A 5,485-nucleotide genomic window follows, 5' to 3' on the forward strand; every position below is an offset into this window, starting at 1 on the left:
CTCGTACTGGACGTACTTGGGCTTTCGGCCGGTGCGGCGAGAGTGCGTGCCGGGCGTCGCGACGGGGCGAACGTTGCCTGCCGCGGCACTAGCCAGGTCGTAGCTTTCGGATACGCCGCGAGGCGCGGTGCCAGGCGTCACGGGTCAGGCAAGATCCAGAAGGGGCGGCCTGGTGGCGTGAGTCGGGGATTCTCTGGCAGTAGGCGGCGACTTTGTCGAGGATCTCGTCGGCGGTCTTCGTCCGGACGAAAGGTCTGGGGTGTTCGTTCCGGTCGGCGAGCCAGATTCGGATGTCGTGCTCAAGGTTCTGGACGGAGCGGTGGACACTGCGGCGGAGCTTCTTCGCGGTCAGCTCGCCGAACCATCGCTCCACCAGGTTGAGCCACGATGAGCCGGCGGGCGTGAAGTGCAGGTGGAAGCGGGGATGCGCCAGCAGCCAGGTTTTGACGGCAGGCGTCTTGTGGGTGGCGTAGTCGTAGTCGTAGTCGTAGTCGTAGTCGTAGTCGTCCAGGATCAGATGCACGTCGAGGTCTGCGGGCACTTCCTTGTCGATCCTGGTGAGGAACTTCTTGAACTCGGCGGCCCGGTGCCTGCGATCGATCGGGCCGATCGCCTTGCCGATGGCCGCTTCCAGAGCCGCGAACAGGGTGGTGGTGCCGGCGCGGACGCAGTCGTGGCTGCGGCGTTCGGGGACGCCCGGCATTATCGGCAGCACCGGCTGCGAACGGTCCAGAGCCGATGAACAGCGGGTCAGTGGACAGTTTGAACGGCTCACAGCGGTGCGGGGCCAGGGCGAAGGCACGCCAGATCCTTGAGACGGCCGACTCGGGCATCCCGGTCGCCGCTGCCATCGACCGGGTCGACCAGTGGGTGGCGTTCGCCGGTTTCTCCTCCAGCGTCTTGACGATGACCCGTTCCACGTCGGCGTCGATGATCTTGCTGGGGACACCTGGTCTGGGATCGTCGGACAGGCCGTCCGGACCACGGTCGAGGAAGCGCCGTCGCCAGGTGCGGACCGTGTCCGGAGCGACCTTCAGCCGTCGCGACACATCCATGATCGAGTGCCCCTGGGCACACTCCAGCACGATCCACGACCGCAAGGCCAGAGCCTGAGCCGTCGAGCGGCGGCGCACCCACCCTTCGAGCACAGCCCGCTGGGCATCCGTTGCCGACAACGGCGGGATCTTCGGTCCACGGCGATTCACACCAAACCAACGACGAACCTCTGGCTCAGGCCACCGAAGACATGATGGCGGTTGCGAGCGCCCCGGCCGATGAAGCCCTGGGCATCACAGACAGCTACACGCCACATGGCCATAGCCATACGAGAACAGGGCCGAGACGGTCCCGAAGACGAGCGCGACCCGCCGAGGACGCCGAGCTGCACTGCTGATTGATCAAGATCATCCCATGGCGACTTTTGGGCTCACCTTGGCCGGCCTCCCTCTCCGACCGAGGACTGTCAGATGCGCCTGGCACGATGCCTGGCATGAGCCCGACACCAGAGCTGACTCAGAAGACCCTGACCGAACGCGGCTTCCGCGGCTTCGTGCCGTTCCGTGAACTTCCCGAAAGCAACGTCCCCACCGGGCACGGGATATACGTGGTGATCCACACGGACACCTCGCCCCCGTCGTTCCTCCCCGCCAGCCCTGCCGGACACCTCAAAGGCCGCGACCCGTCCGTGACGGCCGACAGGCTCGGCGATGCCTGGGTGGACGGGGCAACGGTCGTGTACATCGGCAAGGCCGCGGGCCAGGACGGACTGAATCAGCGGCTTGCCGACTACCGCCGCCACGGCACCGGTCGCCTGGCCGGCCATTGGGGTGGTCGCTACATCTGGCAGCTGGTCGACTCGGACGCACTGCTCGTCGCCTGGCGGCCGATGACCGAGGACGACGCGGGTGAGGCTGAGCAGGACCTGATCGACGAGTTCAAAGAACTCCACGGAGGAGCTCTGCCCTTCGCCAACCTCAGGAACAACGCCCGAAAGGTTCCGGAGACGGACACCAACATCGACTGACCCCGGTCACCCTGCACCGCCCAGGGGCCGCGCGCCGACACCGATCGCGGCCCTTGCGCGTTCATAAGCGCATGCGTGCAAGATCAACTCAATGCCACTTTGACCCATATCTCGGAACCGGCGCGTATCGCATCCGATGCGAACTGGTGGCGTCCTGCGCCGCGTTGGGGAAGCAGGCTCTGTGAAGCTGCTGATCAGCAGGTAAGCGGTTCGCCAGGGTCTATTGGGACGGTAGCTGACCAGCCGGGGCCACGTCGTTCCGGTTCACTCGATCGGATGGCTGACCTGCTGTTCCGCTCCACGCTTCGCATCTGATGCGAGATTCTCGCGGCGAATGCGATCTACGGAGCGTGACGATTTAGTGAGCGACAATGGGGTGGCTCCTGGGGCCGCACGGCTCCACCTGGCCGACGGGGTGCCGCTGCCGCGGCCGGAGGAGCAGGTCTTCGAGGCGATGTTGGACGGCTGGCGCAACCAGCAGCTGGCGCGGAACCTCGCGCTGTCGACCATCAATGGCCGCGAGCGAAAGGTGCGGGCGTTCGCCGCGCGCGCGGATGCCTTTCCGTGGAGCTGGTCCTCGATGCTGGCGGACGAGTGGTTCGGTGACCTGCGGGCCGTCCGTGGCTGTGTCCGCTCGACGCTGCGTGGCTACCAGGTGGCGGTGCGTCTGTTCTGCGATTACGCCACCGACCCGGCCTACGGCTGGGCGACGGAGTGTGACCCACTCCTTCCTCCGCTGGGCCATTCAGTCCAAGCACATGCCGACCGTCACCATCCCCCTCCAGGACCGCGTGGCCGCCGTCCTTGTCCTCCTCTACGCCCAGCCGCTTACGCGGATCACCAGACTCAGCAGCGACGACGTCCAGCACGAGGACGGCAAGGTCCTCGTCCGGCTCGGCGATCCACCGTCGCCCGTTCCCGCCCCGTTCGACGGAATGCTGCTCAGCTACCTGGGGCAGCGACCGAACACCAAGACCGCGACCAACTCCGAAGCCCGATGGCTCTTCCCCGGCCGCCGGGCCGGACAGCCCATGACCCCGGAAGCCATGGCACCTCGGCTCCGCCAACTGGGCTTCCCGACCCGGCCAGGACGCACAGCGGCGATCCGCCAACTCGTCCTCCAAGCCCCCGCTCCGGTGATCGCCCGGATGCTCGGCTACAACGACGACCACACCACCCGGCTCGCCGAGAGGCCGGAGGAACCTGGAAACGCTATGCCCCCGGAGATCACGCAAGGTGACCCGTGGTCAGCGACGGATGCGGGAAAGCTGGTCACGCACGACCTTCGTCGCCCCGCAGGTACGCTCCCGCACGCGCTGCAGCCACTGTGGCTCCGGCGGCCTGGTCTGCGACGGCTTCGTCGAGGCGGTCGCTGCTGGTCAGCAGGCGGTAGTAGAGGGGGGCTGAGACAGCACGGATCACCTCGTGGACATCTGTGCCCTCGGGCACCTCGCCCCGGTCGATGGCTTGCTGGACGCAGGGTGCCCACTCCTTGACGCGGATGTCGTAGAAGCGGTGCAGGGCCTCGGCTGTCTTCGCCTCGCAGGTGGCGGCGGCGATCACTGCCTTGAACAGCGCTCCTTGCCGCGGGTCGGCCAAGGTGCGCTGCACGAGCCGGGCGTTGGCCTTGAGATCACCGAGCAGCGAGCCGGTCTCGGTACGCGGCAGTGACTGCTCGGCCATGTCCACCAGCAAATCGGCCACCAGACTGGTCACCGTTCCCCAGCGACGGTAGACGGTGGTCTTGCCCACCTCGGCCCGGCGCGCGATGTCGGCGAGGTCCAGGTGGGCAAAGCCATGCTCTGCCAAGGCGTCCCCAGCCGCTTGCAGCACCGCCGACCGCACCCGCGCCGTGCGCCCTCCAGGACGGACGGTCCCCGGATCCGCACCCTCAAACCCCATAACGGGACTCCAGTTTCGTTAATCACTCGCGCCTGCTACGTTGAGGCCCCACACTAACGGAACTCCAAGCCCATTAGTTAGGTACGGGCGGCGAGAGAGGAACAGCCATGGAATACAGGCGGCTGGGCACATCCGGCCTCAAGGTCCCCGCACTGAGCTTCGGCGCCGGCACCTTCGGTGGCCAAGGACCGCTGTTCGGCGCCTGGGGCAACACCGACGCGCAAGAAGCACGCCGTCTCGTGGACATCTGCCTCGACGCCGGGATCACGATGTTCGACACCGCCGACGTCTACTCCAGCGGAGCCTCCGAGGAGGTGCTGGGCGAAGCGATCAAAGGCCGCAGGGACCAGGTGATCGTGTCCACCAAGACCAGCCTGCCGATGGGCGAGGGCCCAGGCGATGCGGGCTCCTCCCGTTCGCGCCTGATCACCGCATGCGAGGACGCCCTGCGCCGGCTCGGCACCGACTACATCGACCTCTTCCAGCTGCACGCCTTTGACGCCGGCACGCCGATCGAGGAAGTCCTGTCCACACTCGACGATCTCGTACGAGCAGGGAAGGTCCGCTACCTCGGCATCTCCAACTTCTCCGGCTGGCAGGCGATGAAGTCCCTCTCGATCGCGGAGAGATACGGCCACCCGCGCTATGTCGCACATCAGGTCTACTACTCCCTCATCGGCCGCGACTACGAATGGGAGCTGATGCCCCTCGGGCTCGATCAGGGCCTCGGAGCCCTCGTCTGGAGCCCCCTCGGCTGGGGACGGCTCACCGGCAAAGTCCGCCGCGGCCAGCCGCTACCGACCAACAGCCGACTGCACCACACCGCGGACTACGGCCCGCCGGTCGAGGACGAACACCTCTACCGCGTGGTCGACGCCCTCGACGAGATCGGGCAGGAGACCGGAAAAGGCATTCCGCAGATCGCCATCAACTGGCTGCTGCAGCGACCGACCGTCTCCTCCGTCATCATCGGTGCCCGCGACGAGAACCAGCTTCGCCAGAACCTCGGCGCCGTCGGCTGGACGCTCACGCCCGACCAGATGGCGAAACTCGATGCGGCGAGCGGCAAGACAGCGCCCTACCCCTACTTCCCTTACCAGCGCCAGGAAGGCTTCGCCCGCCTCAACCCACCAGCTGTCGCGCCTCCGCCCGCTGCATGACATCCGCGTCAAGTAGCTGGAGCGGTATAGCCGCGCGTCCCAGACTCGGACTGGGGGCTGCCTCGCTCAACGCCTGCCCGGGCCTGGACAGCTGCGGTGACAGCCTCTCCCCCTGTTGCCAACTTGTCGGCACGACCACAGACGGTCACCAGGAAACCCAATGCAGAGAGGAATACGCGACAGCCGAATACGCGAGGTCGCCAGTGTCAGACCCCCAGACGACGACTGACATCTGGCGGCGCATGGCCTCGACCGAGATCTCGGTACCGGCACCCGGATCGTCTCACTGCTTTGCGGCCGGTGTCGACTCTGCTGCGCAATTCGCTGCGGGGGTGAGGGCGGGTCGGCGATGATCGTTTCTGAGGTCGCTTCTTCTGTTGTGCGGCCATGGAGGCGGTAG

General features: G+C 66.7%; 3 protein-coding genes and 1 pseudogene. 2 read left to right on the forward strand and 2 right to left on the reverse strand.

Features of this window, described 5'->3' with window-relative positions; all coding sequences use genetic code 11:
- Window positions 1-199 precede the first annotated feature (199 nt).
- Window positions 200-1,205: pseudogene (locus AB0J04_RS45165) on the reverse strand (IS630 family transposase); the annotation flags it as partial.
- Between the two features lie 284 nt (window positions 1,206-1,489).
- On the opposite strand from AB0J04_RS45165, the gene AB0J04_RS45170 reads away from it, so the two are divergent.
- Window positions 1,490-2,023 carry a hypothetical protein gene (locus AB0J04_RS45170; protein ID WP_363174553.1) on the forward strand — a complete coding sequence of 178 codons (534 nt, stop codon included), beginning with the start codon at window positions 1,490-1,492 and terminating at the stop codon, window positions 2,021-2,023.
- Between the two features lie 1,272 nt (window positions 2,024-3,295).
- On the opposite strand, the gene AB0J04_RS45175 is transcribed toward AB0J04_RS45170, so the two are convergent.
- The gene (locus tag AB0J04_RS45175) at window positions 3,296-3,925 is read right to left on the reverse strand and encodes a TetR/AcrR family transcriptional regulator (protein ID WP_363174554.1); all 630 of its coding nucleotides are present in this window, start codon (window positions 3,923-3,925) and stop codon (window positions 3,296-3,298) included.
- 107 nt (window positions 3,926-4,032) lie between these two features.
- Between AB0J04_RS45175 and AB0J04_RS45180 the strand changes: the two genes are divergently transcribed.
- Complete coding sequence (locus AB0J04_RS45180) at window positions 4,033-5,085, forward strand: aldo/keto reductase (protein WP_363174556.1); 1,053 nt, start codon at window positions 4,033-4,035, stop codon at window positions 5,083-5,085.
- Window positions 5,086-5,485 lie beyond the last annotated feature (400 nt).

It is taken from the genome of Streptomyces sp. NPDC050263, assembly GCF_040655955.1.
Taxonomy (GTDB): Bacteria; Actinomycetota; Actinomycetes; order Streptomycetales; family Streptomycetaceae; genus Streptomyces.